This is a genomic window from Emticicia agri, assembly GCF_004168285.1.
Lineage (GTDB): Bacteria > Bacteroidota > Bacteroidia > Cytophagales > Spirosomataceae > Emticicia > Emticicia agri.
The window spans coordinates 81,150-102,394 of record NZ_SEWF01000005.1 but is presented as its reverse complement, the minus strand read 5'-3'; the positions used below and the strand labels follow the sequence as shown (position 1 = coordinate 102,394).

Genomic DNA, 21,245 nt, shown 5'->3' with positions numbered 1-21,245 from the left:
ATTTATTTGCACTTTTTTCTATGATGAAATTTAAAATATTGATTATAAGGATATTATTGAACAAGTAAAGGCTCGAAATGGCTCAGGGTTTCATCAAAAACAACAAATTTAGCCGGAAAACCTTCGGCAATCTGTCCGATGGTTTGTTCCATACCTACAGCTTTTGCAGCACGAATGGTTGCCATTTTAATAGCTTCTTCGGTACTGATACCTACCTTTTGCACGGTGTTTCTTACGCCATCGGCCATCGAGATAGCAGCTCCTGCCAGATTACCTTCCGAGTTGCGGTATTGTCCGTCTTTCAGGTAAGCATCAAATTCTTCCCATTGAAAATGCGTTACTTTATCACCCACAAAAAGTGCGTCTGAAATCAGAAACAGTTTATCTTTTTTGATTTTGTAGGCAATGCGAGCCGCTGCAAAATCACAATGGAAGCCATCTACAATAATAGGAGCATAGACATCGGCATTATCGAAAGTAGCACCTACTACACCCGGCTCACGGTGCCCCATCTGGGTCATGGCATTGTAGAGGTGTGTACATAGGCTGATACCCTTGCGGTAGGCGTGTTGTGCCTGTTTATAAGTAGCGTTTGAGTGTCCTAAAGATAACCTGATGCCATTAGCTAACAGCAAATCTATTTGTTCATCGGTAAAGTTTTCAGCGGCAATGGTCATGATTTTTATCACGTCTTTGCCATATTTAATAATCTCTTCTAACTCACTATTGGTAGGTTTTCTGACATAAGCGGCTAAGTGTGCGCCTCTTTTAGCTAAGTTTAAAAAAGGCCCTTCTAAGTGCATCCCTAATACGCCCGAATCAGGGTTTTTCTGCATAAAGTTTCTGGTGGCTTCTATGCCTTTCAGGATATTGTCTAAGGGGGAGGTAATGAGGCAAGGCAATACATGGGTAGTCCCCAAAGCCAGACTTGATTCATAAATATCCTGTATGGTCTCTTCGGTAGGATGTTGAGTAAAATAGTATTTTTCACCGCCATTGATATGCGTATCTATAAAACCTGCGGCAATGTGTTTGCCTGCCATATCTATGGTACGTTTATTTTCATGCCCGAAATTATCTATGGGTTCTATGGCTTTGATGCGGCCGTTTTCAACGATAATGATATGATTGTCAAGTATTTGTGTGCCTGTATGAATAGTGGCATGGGTAATGGCGGTCTGCATAAAGAGATTTTTTGGCAATTTAGGAAAATTCTGTCTTATGATATGAGCTTATATATAAGTAAAGAGAAAATATTAATTACTATGTTAAGATTTTAAACCACAGAGCGACTGACGCCCGGTTTCACTAAGTATAGAATACTGAGTTTCACAGAGGACTTTGAGTTAAACATCGTGATACTCAGTGCAAAACTCCGTGACACTCCGTGGTAAAATATTGTTAATTAATTTTGTGCCTATACTTAAAAAATATTTACCCGTTTTTTCGTAGTTGGAGGGTGTTACTTTTTTTACCGGAAAAAAAGTAACCAAAAAAGCCGGCATCATTTAAACTCGTACAATTAAAAATCTGTTAATACACTTCTTTAAATCCAATCTTTTCCTTGATTTTTAACTGTACTCAAACAGGAAATGATGTTTTAAGGACTTTAATTTTAGTTGTTATTTTATTCTCATTATTTTAAATAAAGTATCAAACATATTTATTAGGTATCTATCTTAGTGTCAAAAGTGTCTTTCAAACTACAATACATAAGTATATAATTCTGCCATCTTGTCAGTAAATTTCGTATTGGCAAAATAATTGCCGAAATTTGCAAAAACAAAATTGTTTGAAAAATGGCAGAGAATAAAGAAGGTCAAGAAATACAAGAAGAACAAGTAACAGAAAATAATGAAAATCTGGCAGGAGAAACAGTAGAAAGTACCGAAACTGACGATACACAGGCACAGTTAGAAAGTCAGTTGGCCGAAGCAAAAGACAAGTATCTTCGTCTGTATGCCGAATTTGAAAATTTCCGTCGTCGCACAGCTAAAGAAAAAATTGAGACAATTCAGAATGCCTCAGAGGGATTGATAAAAGAATTGATTCCGGTGATTGATGATTTTGAACGTGCCAATAAATCTTTTGAAAGTGTAACCGAAGTAGAACCTCTGAAAGAGGGTATTGCTTTGATATTTAATAAATTACAGAAAACCCTGGCGGCTAAAGGCTTGAAACCGATGGAGTCGAAAGATACTGATTTTGATGTAGAATTGCATGAGTGTATCACGCAGTTTGCCGCCGGAGAAGATAAGAAAGGAAAAGTGATAGATGAGGTAGAAAAAGGGTATTTTCTGAACGATAAGGTAATTCGCTACGCAAAAGTGGTAGTGGGTAGTTAAGATATTTAATAGTAGGGGTGTCTTGAAAGTTTTTAGAGCAAAGATATTTGAAAGAAACCCCACCCTAACCCTCCCCAACAATGGGAAGGGGGCAAAAAGCCACTCTCCCCACAGTTGGGGAGAGGGGTTGGGGTGTGGGGTCGAAGCCTTGGCACTTTTTTCTTTTAAGACCCTCTCCGCATTTATACACAATCATTATGGCACAAAAGAAAGATTATTACGAAGTATTAGGGGTAAGCAAAACTGCTACGGAAGACGAGCTGAAAAAAGCCTATCGGAAGTTAGCTATCCAGTATCACCCTGATAAAAATCCGGGAGATAAAGTGGCGGAAGAAAAGTTTAAGGAGATAGCTGAAGCCTACGGAGTATTATCAGATGCCGAAAAACGCCAACGCTACGACCAGTTCGGTCATCAGGGTATGGGTGGTGCCGGTGGTTTTGGTGGTGCCGGAGTGAACATGGAAGATATTTTCAGCAGTGTATTTGGCGACGACAGCCCGTTTGGCAGTTTCTTTGGTGGAGGTGGCAGACGTAGCAGTGGCGGCCAACCTGTACGCAAAGGCTCAGACCTGCGTATCAAATTAAAGCTGGACTTAGAAGAAATAGCCAATGGTGTTGAAAAGAAGATAAAAGTAAAACGCTATGTATCTTGTAATACCTGTAGCGGCAATGGGTCGAAGAATGGTAATTCATTAAAAACCTGTACTACCTGTAATGGTAACGGGCAGATTCGTAAAGTAGTAAGTACCATGCTTGGGCAGATGGTTTCTACCAGCACCTGTCATACCTGTCAGGGTGAAGGCAAAGTAATTGTTGACCGTTGCGAAACCTGTTTTGGCGAAGGTCGTGTGCTGAACGAAGATTTAATCTCTATCAAAATTCCGGCAGGGGTAGGTGAGGGCATGCAATTGTCTATGACAGGCAAAGGTAATGTACCCACCCGTGGCGGTGTAGCCGGAGACCTGCTGATAGTAATAGAGGAAGAAGAACACGCCGAACTGAAACGTGATGGTAGCAATATTATTTATGATTTGAAACTGAACTTTGCCGATGCCGTATTGGGTAAAGAAGCCGAAATACCAACCATTGGCGGTAAAGTGAAAATTACTATTAAGGCCGGAACCCAACCGGGCGAAGTACTGCGCCTGAAAGGTAAAGGCCTGAAAGATATAAACAGCTATGGCGTAGGCGACCAGTTGGTGCATGTAAACATCTACACGCCAACCACTGTAAACAGCGAAGAAAGAGGAATTTTAGAAAAGCTTCGTGAAGCTCCCAACTTCCAGCCAAGAGCTACCAAAAACGATAAAAATTTCTTTGATAGAATGAAAGACTTTTTTCATTGATAGCGATAACAAAGCCTTCTGCATAAGAGGGCTTTGTTGTTTATCCCCTCTCTGTTCTCAACAAATAATCTGCTAAATCAAGCCCTTGTTGGCGGTCTTCGTCGGTGGCTATGTTTTCCAGTTCGTCTGATACGATAAACCTCGTTATTGATGATAGCTCTGCGGCTTTTAACCGCCATTTGTCTGTGGCATTGATGTCAGGAAAAAGATAAACCTTTCTGCCCTGCAATACCTTACATTTTTCATGTGTCAGGTTGCTCAGGCTACCCGAAGCAAGCCATATAAAGTTGGGTTCGTAGGCATGGGCTATCAGGGCTGTTTTTTCGCTTTCTACAATGGCTACCTGCCTGGTAGGCTGGGCTAACAGGTGTTCGCCAAAAAAACATTGTTGCAGGTTAAAATCAGGTAAATTCAATACCCGATGCACCCACGTAATATGGCTGAATGGCTCTTTTACCCGTTTGCCGTTTGTAGGGTTATAAAGCATAATCTTACCTGCCCTTATCCTGAGTTTTTTGTCTAATTGCCAGAATACCGTAGCCCCCGGCCAGTGTCTGGAGCTACCGATAAAATATTTTTCTGCCAACTGATAAGCCGTTGATTGCCCTAAAACATGGCTAAGAAACGTAATCAGGTGGTTGGTCTCGAATGCTTGCAAACTGCCTTTGAAAAGCTCCCGGTCGATATATGATGGAGGAGTTTGCCTGACAGGTCTCTCAGGTATTCCCTGCTTTATCGGCACAGGATTATCCTGAAAATATTGCTTGGGGGTGTAATGGTAACCGCATTTTACCTCACGGTTGCATCGGCCTACATACTCGGCCAGATGTTCCTGCGTTTCGGTATTAATGTATCGGGTAAATGCTTTGGTTTGCCTGCAATGGGGGCAGGTATAACGGGTTTTCATGCCCTTATAGGGTTGTAGCATAAATTTATGTTGCATGGTTTTTGTGTGGATTTCTGATTTTATTGCCTGATTAATCAGTACTTTTCCGCACTATCTGTACTTTCTGTACTATGGTACGGAAAGTGCGGATAGTAAAGAAAGGGATTGGTTTTAGATTGAATGTTAATCTGTATGTTATTTGCTTATTAAGAGAAATAGGTTCAAAGCCTTTTAATATATCGTCACTACAGGACTTTGGAGTTAATTTTGCTTTTTTTCTACCGCGCGGTAGAAAAAATCGGCTTTTCGCAACTTGGTATCCCGTAGGGATAATATATTCCTATTCCCTAATAAATAATAATACATAGATTAATATTCAATCTAAAACCAATCACTCCCTATTCATCCCGCACTTTCTGTACTATCCGCACCATAGTAAAGAAAGTACGGATAGTGCGGAAAAGTGCAGATTATCATTCGCTATTCTTTCAGTAAATTATTTTTTTTAATAATCTTTCTTACTCCACTTTCTGACAATCCTGTAGTTTGGGCAATCTGTATAATTGAAAATCCTTGTTTTTTCAATTCCAGTATCTCCATTACCCGCTTATCTCTATCCTTTTCTTCAACCTGCTTCAGATGTTCCCGTTCGCTTCCGGTATCAAGCCATTCAAATTGCAGAAAATTGTCGGCTTTTCTTATCTGGCATATCGCTACGTTTTCGGCATCGTAAGTAAACTCATTGTAGCGGACTTTTATCTGTTTCAGGTAGCGGAGGCCTTTATCCCGCTGACTTTCGCCAATGGCAAACGATGAATCTGTAAGACTTATCAATGTCTTGCTGCCAAGTAAATCGTTATTACTGATAGGCTTGGTTACATCTCGTTTGGGGGTATGTGCCAATACCAGCAACGACAAATCATACTTACTTTTCAGAGCTTTCAGGTGTTGCATCAGAGGTAAGGCCCCACCTGCTTTTTCTGTCTCGATTTTCAGATAGGTCAGGTTATCCACAATAAGCACCTTTGCATTGGTTTCTATAATGCTCTTTTCTAATTCCTTGCTCAGAAATTCCTCAAAACTCATTTTATCAGGAATAATAGCATCAGGATTCAGTTCGATTCTTTTGAAGTTGTCATCGAATGGATACGGGTTCTGATAGTCTATAGAGTAGCGGTTCTGAAACTGCTTGGCCGATAACTCAAAATCAAAGTAGAGCATCATCTGTTTTTTGGCTTCAAGCCTGAAACCCTCAATAGCCTCACCTTTGCTGATACTGTTACCAATCTGTACGGCCAGAATCGATTTGCCTAAATTGGTGTCGGCAAACAAAATGCAGAGTTCTCCTTCAAACCAGAACTCATCAAACAACATTTCAGGGTTGGGTTGGTTAGCAGCCAATTCAATCCAGCTATTAGCCGATTTAATAATGAGCAGGCCCGTGTTTTCATCTTCTTCTTCAGAGAATTCGGGTTGTTGCAGTATCTCCTCAAAATGGGCCTTGATTCGGTTGCCAAGATTTTTGAAAATCTCCTCATCAGAGGCATCGTGGTCTTCAGATGATTGTTTTTTGTTGTGTGGATTTTTTGAATTTTTTCTCATTGAAATTTACTTGATTTTATTAAACACTTTTTTTAACTCACAGATGATTTTTTAATTGATTGTTATAAATTTCAGCAATTTTTTTGAATGATTTTTTGAAATGAATAGAATTATTTTGTGGATAACAATTTTTTGAGAAGATAATTTTAAATAGGATTTTTTTTATATTTTTGCTGGTTTTTGTGCTTATGTAATACGTATAAAAATGACTAAAAAATAGTAGGTAATCAGCCGATTTAATGAGAAGGTTAATTGTAAGAGGCACAGGCCATCATTGCCTGATATTATCTCCGATTTCTTGCTTTTAACATAATTTAAGTTCGATTTTTTCTAAACTCTGCCCTAAATTCTCTATTTTTGAGCCATCGTTCTGATTTGGGCTATCAAATTCACCCCTGAACTAAGCATTTACACATTTATTCACTATCAAATGAACAATTTTAAGAGGCTCAATAATATCGTTGGCTGGGCAGTATTTGCCGTTTCATTGATTTCTTACACACTAACTGTTGAACCTACTGCGAGTTTCTGGGATTGTGGCGAATTTATTGCCTGTGCCTACAAACTACAGGTACCTCACCCCGCAGGCGCACCTTTCTTCTTATTAATAGGCCGTATGGCTTCTCTATTAGCCGGAAGCGACGTAACCAAAGTGGCATTGATGATAAACATGGTGTCGGTTATTTCAAGTGCCTTTACCATTCTGTTTATGTTCTGGACAATCTCGTTGCTGGCACGTAAAGTATTTGGTAAAAGAGGAGAGGAACTCAACTCAACAGAAACCATTTTGGCATTAGGTGCCAGTGCAGTAGGCTCGTTGGTATATGCCTTCTCTGATTCTTTCTGGTTTTCGGCAGTTGAGGCAGAGGTTTACGGTATGTCATCATTCTTTACAGCCATTGTTATCTGGGCCGCCTTCCGTTGGGAATTAATCGAAGACGAGTCAGATGCCAACCGCTGGCTGATATTTTTAGCCTATCTGGTAGGTCTTTCTATCGGGGTTCACTTGTTAAACCTCGTTACAATTCCTGCTTTGGCCTTAATCTACTACTACAAAAAGACCAAAAAGGTATCATGGAAAGGCGGTATCATTGCCTTTCTGATAGGGATGGTAGTACTGGGTATTATCAACGTAGGGGTTATTACAGGTATCCCGTCTTTAGCTTTTGGCTTCGAAAAAATCTTTGTCAATACTTTTGGCTTACCATTCAGTTCGGGTAGTTTGTTCTTTGTGATATTATTGGTGGGTGCTTTGGCTTATGCTATTTTCTATACCAACAAAAAAGGGATGGCCATTGCTAACACAGCCTTAGTAGCCTTTGCTTTTATCCTGATTGGGTATTCAAGCTATACCATTGCTTTGATTCGTTCAAACTACAATCCGCCAATCAACGAAAACAACCCAAGCAATGTATTAAACTATGTGTCTTACCTGAAACGTGAGCAATATGGTAGTCGTCCGTTATTGTATGGCCCTGTGTTTACAGGCAAATTAGAGTCTATCGAAAACGGCGACCCGATTTATAAGATGGGTAAAGACAAATATGAGGTATATGACCACAAACCTACGTATGTATGGGGGCCAAACAGTGAGAGTTTACTGCCTCGTATGTGGAGCACAGATGCAGGTCATCAGGCAATCTATCGTCAGGAAATGGGATTATCGCCTGAGCAGAAACCTACGCTCATTACCAATATTATGTACATGTTTAAACGTCAGTTGGGTTATATGTACTGGCGCTATTTTACCTGGAATTTCTGGGGGCGTTCGAGCGATATTGAAGGAGCTGGCCCTACCAATATTTTTGAAACAAAGAATAATTTACCTCCGGCCGTAAAAGAAAACCGTGGCAGAACCAACTTCTATGGCTTGCCTGTTATTCTGGGTATTTTAGGTTTATTATACCATTATTTCCGTCGTGAGCGTGATGCACTGGTACTCTTGTTATTGTTTGTGTTCACAGGTGTTGCCTTAGTAGTATTCCTGAATGCACCGCCTGTTGAGCCACGTGAGCGTGATTATATCTATGTAGGTTCGTTCTATATCTGGGCTATCTGGATAGGTCTGGGTGTAATGGGCTTGTTTGATTATGTATTGAAATTTATCAAGAATACACAGGTAAGAGCTATTTCGGCTACAGCAATCGGGTTGGTTATCCCTTTAATTATGTTGCCACAAGCCTGGAGAGGGCACGACCGTTCAGACCGCTACCATCAGGTTGATTTTGCTAAAAACCTGCTTAATTCTTGTGCCAAAGATGCTATTCTCTTCACTGGAGGCGATAACGATACTTTCCCGTTGTGGTATGTGCAGGAGGTAGAAGGCTTCCGTACAGACGTAAGGGTGTGTAACCTGAGCTTATTGGGTACAGACTGGTATTGCGAGCAGATGAAACGCAAAACCTATGAGTCGCAGCCACTACCGATTACATTTTCAACCGACCAGTTGTTAAGTGGTATCAACGACCAGATTCCTTTTGTAGAGCGTCTGCAACAACCCATTAACCTGAAAGAGTTTTTGGAGTTGGTAAAGAAAAATGACCCTGCTATTCAGATTCCGCTTACTACAGGCGAGAGCATCAACTCATTGCCATCAGATAGCCTTTTTCTGCCTTATAATATAGAGGAAGTGAAGAAATTAGGCTTTGTTGACAAACAATATGAACCCTATCTGACCGGGAATATGGTGTGGAATATCGGCAAGCGTGATTTATTGAAAAACGACCTGATGCAATTAGAAATGATTGCCCAGAATAACTGGAAGAGACCAATCTATTTTGCAGGTACGCTGGCCTCTGACAACTACCTGAATCTGAGAGATTATATGCAGTTAGAAGGCTATGCCTATCGTTTAATGCCATTCAGAATTGCTGCCGGAGACGACGGTTTTGTAAATACAGATGTGATGTATGACAAAATGCTGAAAAAGATGTCGTGGCGTGAAATGAACAATCCGAAGGTATATTATGATTCGGAAACATATCTGAAAGTACCTATCGTAACAGCCCGTCTGGCATTCTTGCGTCTGACTGACCAGTTGGTAAGAGAAGATAAAAAAGCAAAAGCCAAAGAGGTATTAGACTATGCCAATAAGGTTTTACCGGATAATACGATTCCTTACGACCAGCTATGTACCAACTACGTGATGTATTATTTTGAAGTAGGTGATAGCAAAAAAGCGATGGAAATAGCCGAGGTGATGACTAAACGTGCTGATGCCAATTTAGCTTACTTTACCGAAAAAGCACAAAAAACAAGTGCCGAATGGATGCCTGATAATGTGCAGACATTTATAGAGGTTAATTTGCGTAACTTGCAGATATTAGCCAATGTTTGTAACCGAAACGGACAAACAGAAGCTGCCAAACGTTATGAAGCTATTTATAACAAGTATTATTCAAAATTGAGTTAATAAGCGGACAAGTAAAATTGTCTGGCATATAGCAAAAGGGGAGGCATGAGCAATGCCTCTCTTTTTATATCCACCCGAATATCCGGTAACTGACATACCCGACTACCTCACGGAATATCCATTGCAGATAGCCCATAGCCTCGGCTTTGGGAAGAAAAGAAATCAATACCCATTGCCGCTCGCCAGATATATAATTAGACCCATAAGGCGTTACCGGGATACCTGCTTTTTCAAAACATCCGACTGCTCTTTTCAGATGAAAAGCCGAGGTAATAAGCATATAACGCTGGTTCGGGAATTGTTTTTTTAAGATTTTAGACACATTTACAGCATTTTCACGGGTATTGGTAGAGTGGTCTTCTAAAAAGATAACTTCCCGTGGTACACCGCTAATCATCAGAAACCGGGCAATCTGGTCTATTTCACGGGTAGTAGTTTTACCTAAAATAGGCACATCGCCGCCACTGATGAGTATTGTCTTTATTTTACCAAGTTTGTATAATTGAATGGCTTGTCCGATTCTGTCGCTTGTACCACCTAAAAATACATTCTCGGTTGGCAAGCGGTTGGTGTTAATAGTGCCACCTGTCAGCAGAATACCTACCTCATGAGGTTTTACAGTGGAAATAGCAGTAGGGGGGAGTTCCCACCACAGAAAAACTTCGTTGATGATAAAAGGCGTTGAAAAAAAATAGAAAAAAATCAGAGTTGTCAGGATAACTTTTCTCGATTTGGTACGATTTTTTGTATAGATAGCATAAATCAATAAAATACAGATAATACCTGCTGGCATCAGAAAGAAAGTCAGTAACTTTGAAACAATATGAAACATGAGTTTTCGTTAGAAATGGAGTTATATTTCTATATTAACAAGTTTTTAACAAGAACTCATAAATTAAGCACTTATCTTTGTTAATTATACAGTCATAGACTAAAAAATAAGCATATGTTTTTGAAACATTACCGAACACCCTTACTCATTCTTTCACTTTTCTTAGCCATGAGTGGAGTTTTTGCCCAACAACCCGGACACTCAATCAAGGTTCGTATGAAGGGGATACAAGAAGGCAAAACCTGTCATTTAGCCCATTTTTTTGGTTATAACCAATATATCAAAGTCGATTCGGCGAAGGTAGAAAACGGCTTATTGAATTTTGAGGGTAAAGACCCCTTGAAAGGAGGTATTTACCTGATTGTATTATCGCCATCAAAGTATTATGATTTTGCGGTTGACGGCAAAGAACAATTTATGGAAATAGAGAGCGATACTACCGATTTTGTAGGGCATGTAAAGTTTAAAGGTTCAAAAGAAAACGATTTATTGTTTGCTTACCGCAAGTTTCTACAAGATAAAAGCAAGGAAGCAGAAACTGTTTCTGCGGCTGCTAAAGGCAAAACCGATGCGGCCTCACAGGAAGCAAGCCGTAAGCAGATGGAAAAGATTCAGGCTGATGTTGAGACATACATGAAAGAATTTACCAAAACCCATGAAGGTACTTTTGCGGCTAAAGTAATCAAAGGTAATATGGAGCCTGAGCTACCTAAAGTATTGCCTAAAAAGGCCAACGGTCGCCCCGATTCTACGTATCTGTTCAATTATTATAAAGGACACTTTTTTGATAATATAGATTTTGCCGACGACCGCTTGTTGCGTTCGCCTTTCCTGCATAGCCGTGTTGAGCGTTATTTCAAAGATCTTGTCTATCAGGTTACAGACTCTATCAACAGAGATGCCGATAAAGTATTGAAACTCGCAAAACCTAATCAGGAAGTATATCGGTTTGTGTTATGGCAGATTACGAATAAATATGAAAATAATGAAATAGTAGGCTTAGATGGCGTATTTGTGCATTTAGCCGAAAACTATTACCTGAAAAATGCGCCCTGGTTAGACTCTACCCAAAGAGCCAAATTCAAAGAAAGAGTGGATATTCTGAAACCTTTGCAGACAGGACTGGTATTCCCTCAGCTGATTGTGTCCGATTCATTAGGTAAGGAACACTCGCCGATGCAGAGCAAAACCAAATATACAATCGTACATTTCTATGACCCTGAATGTGGCCACTGTAAAGACTCTGCACCTAAATTGATGGAGTATTATCATGCCAATAAAGATAAAGTAACTATCTATAATGTAAGTATTGTGTACGACAAGAAGAAGATAATGAATTTTGTGAATACCTACAAAACCGGAGAGTTGCTGAACCTGTGGGATGCTAAGGGCAGGTATTATTTCAGAAATAATTTTGACGTATATTCTACGCCTACCAATTATATTTTAGACAAAGACAAGAAGATTATCGCCCGACGTATTCCGGTTGAAAAGTTGCAGGATTTTATCACTTTCTACGAACGTCAGCAGATTCAGAAAATGACAAATGAGACAAAATAAGCCCCCGGCCGTGCGACGGTCGCCCCTAAAGAGGAGTTTTAAAAAAAGGCCAATATATGCGAGTATTGGTCTTTTTTGTTTTTCTTGTTTTGGCACCCCTTTAGGGGCGACCGTCGCACGGCTGGGGTATTTTATTTGGTAAGAAATACAGTTTTTTGTAATTATAGAAACCGTTTGCTTTCTAATCGTATATTTGCTAAAAAGCTGAAAATTAGCTACTAATCATGCCAAGCCAAAAGCTTTTATTATGCAGGTGGTTTTTCTTATCGGGCATTTTTCTGCTGAATCAGGTTTATGCCCAGAAACTCAATTATAGGATAGACCACTACGGAACCGAAAAAGGACTTTCGCAAGGCTCTGTATTTGCCATGCTGAAAGATTCGAGAGGAACCATGTGGTTTGGTACACAAGACGGACTGAATAAGTGGGATGGAGAATCTTTTACGGTTTTCAGACCCTCGCAAAAGAAAAAAAACAGCATAGATGGCATTGAAATAAAGAAACTCATTGAAGACGAAAACGGTGATTTATGGATAGGCACCGAAAGCGCCCTGAACCGATATAGCTATGTCTCAAATGATTTCAAACAATATCATATTACCAATCAGCAAGGCAAGGCAGTTAAAAGTGAGGTTTTTCCCATTAAAGCTGTCAATAGCATGGTGTGGTATTGGTCGGCTATTGAAGGTCTGGTAAAACTGCCTATAAGAACCGGAAAAAAACAAATCGTATTACCGAATCAGTCTTTTAAAACAAGCTATTTTCGTACGGTTAATTCCACCCAGTTCGATGCCGATGGTAAATTATGGATTCATAGTTCAGATGCCGTTATCAGATTAGATACATCGGCGGGTAAAAAAGATAATATTACCTATTTCTTCTCCAATCATCCACAGAATAAAGCAGGCAAACCACTTGAAATTATTAAAATTCTTCCGGTAAATCATCTATTATGGATTGCAACTGCCGAGGGGCTGGTACGTTTTGATTATATCCATAACGAAATAAAACTCATTAATGAATACGAAAAAGGTAAGCCGATCAATGTAGTATTTGATTTGGATACTGATGGCAAAGGGAATTTGTGGCTGGGTACAGAGAAACATGGTTTATTAAGGTATTCGATAGCTAATCAAACCTTTGCACAAATAAAAAATGAAGGCTTTTTAGATAAAAATAACCTCTATATCAATGAGATAAGCCAGGTATATATTGATTCTGATGGAATTATCTGGGCCAATACCGACCCTTATGGTATTGACCGGATACAGATTTTACCTAATAATTTAAGCAGTTTCAGAATTCCGTTTCCCCAAGATTTTCCCAAGCAGTTATTAAATTACTCGGTAAGGTTTATTATTAAAGACGAGCAGAAGCAACAACTGCTATTAGGTACGCAACAAAGCGGCCTTTGGATATTAAATGATAAGGATTTAAGTGTTGTCAAGCGTTTTTATAACGATAATACACAAAACCCATTACCCTCTAATACGGTCAGATACCTGAAAAAAGACTCTTCTGACAATATCTGGATTGGCACATCGCAGGGTTTGGCGCTAATGAAAGGCTATAGCATTCAGAAACTGAACAATACCAAAGGGAAAGACCCTGTACTCTCAAACTTTATCAGGTGTATAGAAGAAGACACAGAATCGATGATGGTAGGAACAGAAGGAGGGATTTACTTTATTAATAAGAAAACACAACAATTTCAATCAAAAGTAGTGCTTCCTAATAAGCGAATTTCTTTGTTAAAGAAAGTAGGAGAGGGGAAATACTTTGTTGGCGTATATAATGAGGGACTTTGGCAATTAGATACCCAGGATAATTTCAGACATTTTACTGTGACTAAAATTGTCAGGGAAGGTATTCCCATTTGTGCACAATTAGCAAAAGACCAATCAATCTGGTGGATTGGTACAAGTAAGGGTCTGGTGCGTTATTCATTAAAAGATAAACTTATACAAACCTATACAACCGAAGACGGCCTGCCTAATAACTTTATTTATACCTGCGAGATTGACAAAAACAATAATATCTGGGTAAGTACAAACAGAGGAATAGCCCGTTTTGATACCCATCAACAGCGATTCACAGCATTTAACCTGAACGATGGCCTGCAAGCCTACGAGTTTAACGGATACAGTTCTTTTCAGGCTTCTGATGGCGAGTTGTTTTTTGGAGGGGTCAATGGATTTAACCGATTCTATCCCGACAACATTACTAAAAGTATATTCACCCCCAATTTCACCTTAGTTAAAGAAGAAAATCAGTTTTTTGTAGGTAATCGTTGTCTGGCATTTGTCGATGAAGACAATCGGTATGCAAGACCTATGCTGGAAGACCAAACATTTATCAGGAAGTTTAAAGCCACAACCAATGATATTCCAAACTTTGGTTATGCCAATAAACCTGTATGGTTGATGATGCGGGTAATGAATCTGGCCGACAGGCAGTGGCTGATGGAAATAGCCAATAGCCGTATTAACGAGATAGACTTATTTGTGGTAGAAAACAACCGTGTTATCCATTCTAAAAAATCAGGCGACCACTATCCTTACCACCTCAATACCATTAAAGATGCCAACCCTATCTTTAAAATTGATATGATTGAAAATCAGGAATACCTCATCTTTCTGAAATGCAAAAGTACTGAGGATTTAAAATTTCCTATCTATTTCTGGCAGGAATCAGAACTTTTTCAGGCCATGTCAAACCGCAAGATAATCTGGGGTATTTACTTTGGTTTTATATTCCTCATTGTACTATACAATTTCTTTTTGTGGTTGGTTATCCGGGAGCAGGCTTTGGTATATTATATTTTTTATGTTTTGTGTTTCGGTGGATTACAGGCAGTCTTATACGGCTTTTTTTACCAGTATATATGGTCAAACTCATGGTTGAATGATAGAGGACATTTACTTTTTCTGAATATTTCCTCTTTTTTCATGATTTATTTTACTGTTCAGTTCCTGAATCTGAGGGTAAATCTGCTTCGTTTAATCAAGCCTGTTCAGTGGTTTTCCTATATTATTCTCCTTTTCAGTGGTCTGTTGTTTATTCATTATGAGTGGTACTCTAATTTTATAAGCATCGGGCTTACCTTTATTCTATTGATTATACAGGGCTATGTGGTATATAACTACGTTTCTCGCAATATCCGTATTATCTGGCTTTATGCCTTAGCTATGGTCAGTATCTCAATAGCTGCTATAATAGTTGCTTTAAAAAACCTGAATGTGATTCCGGCTATGAATCAGGAATACTACCTGATGGTGGGTTCAATGCTCGAAATCGTGTTGTTTTCGGTAGCTTTCGGCGATAGGTTACGTCGTAGCCAGAAAGAACAACAAAGGCAGCAGATGCTTAGAAACGAGATTTCAACTAATCTACATGATGATTTAGCCGCATCTTTGAGTAGCCTCACGATGTTTTCAGAACTCAATCGCATGAAATTCAGGAAATCAGGTCCTGAAACTTCAGAGATTTTCAATAAAATCAGTAGTCGTTCAAGAGAAATGATGCGGCAGGTAAGAGAAGCCGTATATGACATGAATCCGCAGAATGATGATTCTGCCGAGTGGCTCGACCGTATGGTGCAGTTTGCTAAAGAAATGTTATCTGCCAAACAAATAGAACTGAATCTGGCAATTGATGAACAGATACCTGCCATCCCTTTATCGACCCAGAACAGGCGCAATTTGTATCTTTTTTTTAAAGAAGCCATTAATAATATTGCCAAACACTCAGAAGCAACCGAAGTACAGCTTGATTTTCGATTAATTTCGTCAGCTTTTGGCAAACATGGCAAACTGACGATTAAAGATAATGGCAGAGGTTTTGATACCAAAGACACCCATCAGGGAAACGGGTTACTTAATTTTCGGAAAAGAGCCGAAACATTAGGAGGGAAAGTAGAGATATGTTCCACTATTGGCAAGGGTACAACAATAGAATTGAATTTTACTTTTCAATAATCCTTATGGTTGAACCTGATGAAACAGACTTTTTCCTACTAATTTTAGTAGTTGTGAGGAACGAAGATTATCGTGAATTTTACAAAAATTCTTTTCTAACTACTTTATGATACGTGTAACGATTTTTGAAGATGTCCGGGAAATCCGGGAACTGTTGGCTGAAACAATCAGAGTAGCGGAAGAATTACTGCTTACGGGGGCTTATCCGAATGCCAATGAGGTAATTAAGGTTGTTCGTAAAGATAAACCTGATGTAGTACTGATGGATATTCAGATGCCTGGCATTACAGGTATTGAGGCAGTACAACTGATTAAAGCAGAGTTTCCTGATGTACAGATTCTGATGCAGACAGTTTTTGAAGACAATGCACGCATTTTTGCTTCTATCTGTGCAGGTGCAAGTGGCTATATATTAAAAGACTCAAGCCCTGAACGATACATAGAAGCCATTATTGAAGTATCTCAGGGCGGTTCGCCTATGCCTCCCGTAATAGCCCGTAAGGTTTGGACTATGTTTCAACAGCAAAACCAGACTTTTGCCAAAGAAGAATACAAGGAATTATCGGTGAACGAACAAAAAGTTTTAGACTGCCTTGTAAAAGGGATGAGTTATAAACTGATTGCCGACGAGTGTAAAATAAGTATCTCAACAGTCAACTTCCATCTCAAAAATATCTACAGAAAACTACATGTAAACTCTGCTACCGAAGCTATCTCAAAAGCAGTAAAGCGGCAGATAGTATAATAGTAAAACGCAGCCTGAACAGTCTTGTATAGTGAAGCTTTAGTTCTTAGAATAAATAGGGGATTACAGACAATAAGAGTAAAATTAGAAGAGTTATCTGCACCATGCACCTACTAACTTTAGTAGGTGCATGGTGATTTTTTATGGTTTAGCTTTGTATCCATCAAATAACAGATCAGACCATGAAAAAAATATTTTTACTTCTTTTATCTGTAGCCACATTTGAGGCAAATGCACAATTTGTAGAGGCAAGAACGGATTCCTTTAAAACCCGTGTCCCACTCAGATTAATGAACATAGGTGAAGGAGCAGGGAAAGTACTTACCTCTGATGCTCAGGGTAGGGCAACCTGGCAGACTCCGGCAGGCGGCTCAGGACTATGGACGGTGGCAGGCTTGGGAGGCAATGAGATACAAAATACAAATGCTGGTGGGTTTTGGTCGAGTTATGGTACTATTGTGCCGATAACTGCTAATAATACAACTAATCCACCAACGGCTCCGGTGGCTGGTAGCGGTACACGAATGATGTGGATACCCTCAAGAAGTGCTTTCAGGGCTGGTACAGTCAATGGTAATGCTTGGGACGCCGCTAATGTAGGGCTTCATTCGTTTGCTACGGGTTATAACTCATGGGCATCTGGGGTTGGGAATGTGGCTATCGGCACCGGAGCAATATCAGATGGAACTTCAAATACGATTGCGATTGGAGAGGGTTCTCATGCTTCAGGATATCGTAATATGGCTTTTGGGATAGGGGCAATTTCAGATGGAACGTCAAATACTGTTGCTATAGGCGAAAGTGCCCATGCTTCCGGTGAGGGTGGTATCGCTATGGGTCAGTTTTCATTGGCTGATGGGTCTGTTCGTTCCATTGCCATCGGGGTAAACACGCGAGCTTCGGCAAATTATAGCACTGCAATTGGTACAGGTACTATAGCTAATGCCTATTATTCTCTTGCATTAGGCTACTATAATTTGCCAATTAGCTCTAATGCTACAAGTTGGGTAAGCACGGATCCTCTCCTATATATAGGTAACGGACAGAGTGAAGCAAGCCAAAGCAATGCTATGGTGATTCAGAAAAATGGCGTGGTGAATATTGGTGTAACTCCCACTTCGTCAACCACATACAAACTAAAATTGGGTGGTAGTATGTCTGCTACCGGAACAGTTCAGGCTTCAAATTTAAGGTCAACGGGTCTTTCAGGTATAGGTGAACGCCATGTATGTACAGACGCAAGCGGTAATCTGATAGAGTGTACAAACAATTCGGCCAATCTTTTATACTACAATGTTTCTGCCTTGGGATTTCACCCTGTTTTGTCGGCGTCTACACCTTTAACTGCTTTTGTCAGAAATGTAGAAAGAGCCTTGATTTCTTTCGCCAATGGTACCAAGAGTGGAGATGCACACGCTTTTGCTCCGGTGGAGTTACCAGATGGGGCTCTGATGTCGAAGATGATAATGAACTATAAGCAAAATTCAGGTGGTGAAATGAAACTGACTTTCTACAGCGTAGAAAAACAAACTGATGCCGTAGGAAGCATAGAAGTAATTATACTTAGCGATGATACTTCTCCCGGTACTATTCGGGAAGCTACTGCTGATTTTGATAAGGAGACAAAAATAGATAACAGTAAGTATTATTATTATCTGAAATTAGAATGTGAGTCTAACTGGCAAGGTACCGATATGGCTTTGAGAGGGGTTATTTTCGCTTATTCAAAATAATATACAACCATGAAAACAATCAGAATCAGTAAAAAAGACATCAGCTCACAAGATATTCTTTATCTTGAATCGCAGGGAAATTATACGATGGTTTACCTGAACGACAATAGAAAGGCACTAAGTTCGAGAACCTTACAGATATTTGAAGAAAAGCTAAAAGATTGTAATTTTTATAGGGTCAACCGAAGCCAGTTAATTAATTTTTCGGCTATTCAATGGCTTAAATCAGGTTGTAAGGAAATGAGTATTTTATTAAATGATGGTACCCGGTTTTCAGTATCACGCCGACGCAGAAAACTACTAAGCAAAATTCAGCTATAGAAAATACATACGGATCATTCAAAAACCAATCTCTGACCGCACAGGAAATAAGTCCGACTTACATGTAATCCTTTTATTAGCTCTAAAACACCTCAAGGAAATGTTTAGAAAATATTTTCCATTTATCTTTTTGTTTTTAGTATATAGCCGGGTTGCTTCCCAAACCATGTTTTCGGAAGATAGCCTGAGATACTACCTGAATAATACCATTATAAAAATCGGGTTCGACAAACGGATGGGTGGAGCAGTGAGTTATTTTGCCAGAATGCCAAATGGAGCCAACTTAATCAATAACCATGATGCAGGCAGACAGGCAGGTTTTGAAACCCGTATCTATCCTGACCAACCTAACACCTGGCGACCATACCAGACCGCTAAATACCTGACAGAGGTTTTCCCATATGCCGGAGGAGCTACCCGTGAGTGGAATGGATTGGTGCAAGGAAGTTTTTATAACGAATACATGACTAATACCGATAATCTGGGTGGCCTGCCCGAAGAAATCAGGTTTAATCAAAGTACGGGTACTCTATATTTAAAAGCTAAACTATGGGAATGGGGGTTTGTAAAAGATAGTCTTGGCATTTACAAAAAAATTGATGCAGGAGCCTACAATGAATATTGGGTAGATTTAGAAGGTATTTCGGCGCATTTTTCAGCAAAACAAACACGAAATATTCCCTATGCTGTGAGTAATTCAAATACTGGGGTTTCGCTGAATATATTTATTAATCTCAATTTCCCTTTTGCAGAGAGATGGTATACCTACAACGAATCGGCTCCTTTTACTAATCAGCCTGTTGATTACAGAACAAATATACCCCCCGGTGCTCCTAATAATGAAAATTTCTGGAATAAGGCTACCGAAAATTGGGTAGCTATGACTAATCAGTATGATTTTGGCATGGGTATATACACCAACGATAACCGTTTCAGGTTTTTATACGGAGAAAAACAGTTCAAGAATGAATGTCCGTTTGAAGCACCATCCTGCCCTGATGAAGACAAATATTCGTTCGGAACGTTTTCGTTTAGTACTTATAGTTTTCCTTGTGGTGAACTCTGTACTACACCTAATAATTCAACTACTTTAAATTTTAGTTTCTTAGCAGGTACAGTTGCCGAAATCAGACAGTTTGCTTATGAAAAACAAGCAGACCCTTGTGTACATTCGGTGATTCTGAGTAGTGTCAATGATGATTTATCTGTGAATACCAAAAAAAAATCGAGGATATTGATACAAGCAAACAATACCGTTTCAGAGTCTTCTATTTCTTATGAAACCGGAAAATTTATTCTGCTGAAACCAGGGTTTAAAGTAGAACCCGGCGCTTCTTTTAGTGCTAAAATCTCGGCTGATCCTTGCGATTGATAATTATTACATAATTTGCAAAAGGGCTTTTTTATTCTACCTTTGTTTAAAAAAAGACCTTTTTAATCTATGAGTCGTATAAACATTTCTACCGGAGCAAAATGGGAAGATATTGTCGGGTATTCAAGAGCCGTAAAAATCGGAAATCTGATAGAAGTAACCGGTACAGTTGCAACTGATAACAGTGGCGAATTAGTTGGCAAAAACGATATCTACATTCAAACCAAATTTATTATCTTAAAAGTAGAAAAGGTTTTGCAACAATTAGGGGCAGGCTTGAAAGATGTAGTTCGGACACGTATTTTTACCACTGATATTTCGAAATGGGAAACCATAGGTAAAGCGCACGGAGAGTTTTTTGGCTCTATTAAACCATGTACCACAATGGTAGAGGTAAGTGCGCTTATTGAGAAAGAGTATCTCGTTGAAATTGAATTTACGGCGGTATTGGAAGGTAACTAATCAGACCAAGTTATTTTTGATAGCAAACGCTACCAGACCTGCCGTATTCTTTACTCCTAATTTTTCTATCATTCTTAACCGATGTCCCTCAACTGTCCGGGGGCTTAATGAAAGAATATCGCCTATTTCGGTGGTTGTTAGTCCTTCACATATATGTACAAGAACTTCTTTTTCACGGTCTGAAATATCGGTTTTATAGTTGAATATCTTATTTTCTTGCTGATTCTTACGGGTCATTTTACGAAGCATTACTTTGCTCACAAAATCGCTGAAGTAAATATCAGTCTCAATTACTTTCCTGATGGCTTTTTCTACCTCCTCGGGGTCATTATCTTTCAGTAAATAACCATTGGCACCAATTTCCATCAGGTGCAGAATATATTTATCTTCATCGTGCATCGATAAGATTATCACCTTTACCTGCGGAAACTTCTCTCTTATAATCTCTGTGGCTTTAGTGCCATCTAATTGTGGCATCTGTAAATCCATCAGCACCACATCTACAGGTGTTTGTTGTAGTTTATGTAAAAATTCCAATCCGTTAGTGGCTTCCATTACCACTTCAAAGTCAGGAACGAGTTGTAGAATTGAAATCATTCCTTTTCTGAACAGACTATGGTCATCAACTACGGCAATTCTTATATTCGACATA

Annotated in this window: 15 protein-coding genes; 10 read left to right on the top strand and 5 right to left on the bottom strand. The window is 39.4% G+C overall.

All coding sequences use genetic code 11. The annotated features are described in order from the left end of the window. Positions 1-53: 53 nt before the first annotated feature. A complete protein-coding gene (gene nagA, locus EWM59_RS04660) occupies positions 54-1,184 on the bottom strand; it encodes an N-acetylglucosamine-6-phosphate deacetylase (protein ID WP_130019779.1) in 1,131 nt (376 codons plus the stop codon). A gap of 615 nt (positions 1,185-1,799) precedes the next feature. Here nagA and EWM59_RS04655 point away from each other — a divergent pair. Both EWM59_RS04655 and dnaJ read left to right on the top strand, forming a co-directional pair. Beyond that, positions 1,800-2,345: a nucleotide exchange factor GrpE gene (locus tag EWM59_RS04655; protein WP_130019778.1), complete on the top strand. Its 546-nt coding sequence runs from the start codon at positions 1,800-1,802 to the stop codon at positions 2,343-2,345. 197 nt (positions 2,346-2,542) lie between these two features. Then, a complete protein-coding gene (dnaJ, locus tag EWM59_RS04650) occupies positions 2,543-3,691 on the top strand; it encodes a molecular chaperone DnaJ (protein WP_130019891.1) in 1,149 nt (382 codons plus the stop codon). Positions 3,692-3,731: 40 nt separating this feature from the next. Here dnaJ and EWM59_RS04645 read toward each other — a convergent pair whose 3' ends face one another. After that, positions 3,732-4,634 (bottom strand): DUF6371 domain-containing protein, encoded by a 903-nt coding sequence (locus EWM59_RS04645; RefSeq protein WP_130019777.1) that lies wholly within the window; start codon positions 4,632-4,634, stop codon positions 3,732-3,734. Between the two features lie 423 nt (positions 4,635-5,057). Then, positions 5,058-6,179 (bottom strand): AAA family ATPase, encoded by a 1,122-nt coding sequence (locus tag EWM59_RS04640; protein WP_130019776.1) that lies wholly within the window; start codon positions 6,177-6,179, stop codon positions 5,058-5,060. A 430-nt stretch (positions 6,180-6,609) separates the two neighbouring features. Between EWM59_RS04640 and EWM59_RS04635 the strand changes: the two genes are divergently transcribed. Continuing rightward, complete coding sequence (locus EWM59_RS04635; protein WP_130019775.1) at positions 6,610-9,591, top strand: glycosyltransferase family 117 protein; 2,982 nt, start codon at positions 6,610-6,612, stop codon at positions 9,589-9,591. Positions 9,592-9,655: 64 nt separating this feature from the next. Here EWM59_RS04635 and EWM59_RS04630 read toward each other — a convergent pair whose 3' ends face one another. Next, positions 9,656-10,423, bottom strand: a complete 768-nt coding sequence (locus EWM59_RS04630) for a YdcF family protein (protein ID WP_130019774.1) — start codon at positions 10,421-10,423, stop codon at positions 9,656-9,658. Positions 10,424-10,543: 120 nt separating this feature from the next. On the opposite strand from EWM59_RS04630, the gene EWM59_RS04625 reads away from it, so the two are divergent. The 7 genes from EWM59_RS04625 to EWM59_RS04595 all read left to right on the top strand — a co-directional run bounded on the left by EWM59_RS04625 (position 10,544) and on the right by EWM59_RS04595 (position 20,593). Beyond that, positions 10,544-11,983: a TlpA family protein disulfide reductase gene (locus EWM59_RS04625; protein WP_165372096.1), complete on the top strand. Its 1,440-nt coding sequence runs from the start codon at positions 10,544-10,546 to the stop codon at positions 11,981-11,983. 224 nt (positions 11,984-12,207) lie between these two features. Continuing rightward, positions 12,208-15,960 (top strand): sensor histidine kinase, encoded by a 3,753-nt coding sequence (locus EWM59_RS04620; RefSeq protein ID WP_130019772.1) that lies wholly within the window; start codon positions 12,208-12,210, stop codon positions 15,958-15,960. A gap of 106 nt (positions 15,961-16,066) precedes the next feature. Further along, on the top strand, positions 16,067-16,705 hold the full coding sequence (locus EWM59_RS04615; RefSeq protein WP_130019771.1) for a response regulator transcription factor: 639 nt from the start codon (positions 16,067-16,069) through the stop codon (positions 16,703-16,705). A gap of 182 nt (positions 16,706-16,887) precedes the next feature. Then, positions 16,888-18,438: a hypothetical protein gene (locus EWM59_RS04610; protein ID WP_130019770.1), complete on the top strand. Its 1,551-nt coding sequence runs from the start codon at positions 16,888-16,890 to the stop codon at positions 18,436-18,438. Positions 18,439-18,447: 9 nt separating this feature from the next. Further along, the gene (locus tag EWM59_RS04605) at positions 18,448-18,759 is read left to right on the top strand and encodes a LytR/AlgR family response regulator transcription factor (RefSeq protein WP_130019769.1); all 312 of its coding nucleotides are present in this window, start codon (positions 18,448-18,450) and stop codon (positions 18,757-18,759) included. 100 nt (positions 18,760-18,859) lie between these two features. Further along, entirely contained in the window at positions 18,860-20,131 is a 1,272-nt protein-coding gene (locus tag EWM59_RS04600; protein WP_130019768.1) for a 3-coathanger stack domain-containing protein, read from the top strand. A 69-nt stretch (positions 20,132-20,200) separates the two neighbouring features. Beyond that, on the top strand, positions 20,201-20,593 hold the full coding sequence (locus EWM59_RS04595) for a RidA family protein (RefSeq protein WP_130019767.1): 393 nt from the start codon (positions 20,201-20,203) through the stop codon (positions 20,591-20,593). Here the strand turns inward: EWM59_RS04595 and EWM59_RS04590 are convergent, their stop codons facing one another. Then, on the bottom strand, positions 20,594-21,244 hold the full coding sequence (locus tag EWM59_RS04590; protein ID WP_130019766.1) for a response regulator transcription factor: 651 nt from the start codon (positions 21,242-21,244) through the stop codon (positions 20,594-20,596). It lies immediately after the preceding gene. Between the last annotated feature and the right edge of the window lies 1 nt (position 21,245).

Bases quoted from the DNA above. Each gene is read 5' to 3' on its own strand.
- EWM59_RS04640 (WP_130019776.1), bottom strand. From the start codon at position 6,179: ATGAGAAAAAATTCAAAAAATCCACACAACAAAAAACAATCATCTGAA.
- EWM59_RS04620 (WP_130019772.1), top strand. From the start codon at position 12,208: ATGCCAAGCCAAAAGCTTTTATTATGCAGGTGGTTTTTCTTATCGGGC.
- EWM59_RS04605 (WP_130019769.1), top strand. From the start codon at position 18,448: ATGAAAACAATCAGAATCAGTAAAAAAGACATCAGCTCACAAGATATT.
- EWM59_RS04655 (WP_130019778.1), top strand. From the start codon at position 1,800: ATGGCAGAGAATAAAGAAGGTCAAGAAATACAAGAAGAACAAGTAACA.
- EWM59_RS04635 (WP_130019775.1), top strand. From the start codon at position 6,610: ATGAACAATTTTAAGAGGCTCAATAATATCGTTGGCTGGGCAGTATTT.
- EWM59_RS04590 (WP_130019766.1), bottom strand. From the start codon at position 21,244: ATGTCGAATATAAGAATTGCCGTAGTTGATGACCATAGTCTGTTCAGA.
- dnaJ (WP_130019891.1), top strand. From the start codon at position 2,543: ATGGCACAAAAGAAAGATTATTACGAAGTATTAGGGGTAAGCAAAACT.
- EWM59_RS04630 (WP_130019774.1), bottom strand. From the start codon at position 10,423: ATGTTTCATATTGTTTCAAAGTTACTGACTTTCTTTCTGATGCCAGCA.
- nagA (WP_130019779.1), bottom strand. From the start codon at position 1,184: ATGCAGACCGCCATTACCCATGCCACTATTCATACAGGCACACAAATA.
- EWM59_RS04600 (WP_130019768.1), top strand. From the start codon at position 18,860: ATGTTTAGAAAATATTTTCCATTTATCTTTTTGTTTTTAGTATATAGC.
- EWM59_RS04595 (WP_130019767.1), top strand. From the start codon at position 20,201: ATGAGTCGTATAAACATTTCTACCGGAGCAAAATGGGAAGATATTGTC.
- EWM59_RS04610 (WP_130019770.1), top strand. From the start codon at position 16,888: ATGAAAAAAATATTTTTACTTCTTTTATCTGTAGCCACATTTGAGGCA.
- EWM59_RS04645 (WP_130019777.1), bottom strand. From the start codon at position 4,634: ATGCAACATAAATTTATGCTACAACCCTATAAGGGCATGAAAACCCGT.
- EWM59_RS04615 (WP_130019771.1), top strand. From the start codon at position 16,067: ATGATACGTGTAACGATTTTTGAAGATGTCCGGGAAATCCGGGAACTG.